Raw genomic sequence first — 1,701 nt, forward strand, 5'->3', positions numbered from 1 at the left:
TTTCTTTGATTAGTTCTTTTTACAGTGAATCTAAAACAATTCAAGAACTGTGGAAGGTCGTAAGGCAGTGTAATAAAGTTACAAACTTCTCTACAGGTAATAAAGCATTCGATCAGGACCAGGAGCTTACTATTGGGTTAAAAGCTATTAAAGAATTTGTTATGAAAATTAAGTCTGGAACAAAAATGAAAAAGGGTAAATTCGCTTATTTCAACGGGATTGTTAACAATTTAATGGACAAGTTCTATTTTGACGATACATTTATTATTTGAGTATCTGTTCTCCACAAGATTACCTACATTTAAACATCATTCGAAGACAAATTAACCGGCACATTGTATATTAAAGCACCGGTTAATAATATTGCTAATTTTTACTAAACTTATTTATAATACATATAATTTATTTATATTGGCATACCTGGTAAAAACTTAGCTATTAATACCAAAATTGCTGCTAAGAATACCGCTTTAATAATGAATAAAACAATAATTGGCATAGCTGCTTTCACTTTACTTAATCCAGCTATAACTTGTAATCCTAACCAAATTAAAACCAAATTCCATAAATAGAACAATTCAATTGTATTACCTATTCCATATGCAAGTGAACCTTGTTCAAATAATGGTCCTAAACTTGTATACTGGGTTGCTCCACCATCTAAAATTAGGGCTATAATACCATTAATAAGTCCACCAATAATAAGAATAATATTAGTATATACAACAATCGTTAATAACTTCTTATAAGACGTATCATTTCCAAAGAACATCATAAATACTTTATAAATAGCCGCTACAAATAGCGCTCCAATCATCGCTCCAACAAAACCAGATCCAATTCCATAAATAACTTCTGATGTTATTGAACCCTTACCAGCAAGTTCACCTAATTCTTTCTGCATTTTAATCATTTCAGGTGACGTGTTCACAACATATGTTGTCAAACCACCTACAAGCCCTTGTAACAATGTAACTAAAAAGAACATACCCCAAACTTTCTCGCTCGCCTTCATTCTCTCAAATTGCTCACCTGGAGAAGTAATCATTCCTAATAATGATGGCTTCTTCGCACCTACATCTTGCGTATTAATATTGGCTTCCATTATAACGCCTCCCTCTATTTGTATAACCCGTTCTAACGGGCGGTTCACTTCCTCGCAAGAGGCTACGAACCGCCCACTAGAACGGTAATGTGTAGTTCTACTACACTATTAATTATTCATAACGCAATGCTTCAATTGGATCTAATTTCGCAGCTTTGTTCGCTGGAATTAATCCGAAAATAATACCAAGTGTCATCGAGAACAGTACGCCTCCAACGACAACTTCCCACGAAACGAGTGGTGGCCATTTTGCGAATGTAGAAACGATATATGCTCCGCCATACCCAAGACCAATTCCGATTAAACCACCTAGAAGTGTTAACATAACTGCTTCAATTAAAAACTGTAATAAAATTTTACTACGCGTTGCCCCGAGTGCTTTACGTACACCAATTTCACGCGTACGCTCTGTTACAGATACAAGCATGATGTTCATAACACCGATACCACCAACGACTAATGAAATACCAGCGATACCACCGATGATCATTGTCATAATACCGGTCATCTTCGAAATACCTTCTTGAATTTCTTTTAAATTCATAACTTCATATTTACCAGTTGCATCAGTCGGTTTACGACTATTTAAAACATCT

Annotated in this window: 2 protein-coding genes and 1 pseudogene; 1 reads left to right on the forward strand and 2 read right to left on the reverse strand. The window is 34.8% G+C overall.

The features are described from left to right. Positions 1 to 272: pseudogene (locus tag ACQRBL_RS32160) on the forward strand (helix-turn-helix domain-containing protein); the annotation flags it as partial. A gap of 134 nt (positions 273 to 406) precedes the next feature. On the opposite strand, the gene ACQRBL_RS32165 reads toward ACQRBL_RS32160, so the two are convergent. Both ACQRBL_RS32165 and ACQRBL_RS32170 read right to left on the reverse strand, forming a co-directional pair. Beyond that, a complete protein-coding gene (locus ACQRBL_RS32165) occupies positions 407 to 1,105 on the reverse strand; it encodes a Yip1 family protein (RefSeq protein ID WP_098214504.1) in 699 nt (232 codons plus the stop codon). Positions 1,106 to 1,217: 112 nt separating this feature from the next. After that, on the reverse strand, positions 1,218 to 1,701 hold a 484-nt coding region (locus tag ACQRBL_RS32170), incomplete at its 5' end, for an ABC transporter permease (RefSeq protein ID WP_427736401.1).

The organism is Bacillus sp. AF62 (genome assembly GCF_050312695.1).
Taxonomy (GTDB): Bacteria; Bacillota; Bacilli; order Bacillales; family Bacillaceae_G; genus Bacillus_A; species Bacillus_A cereus.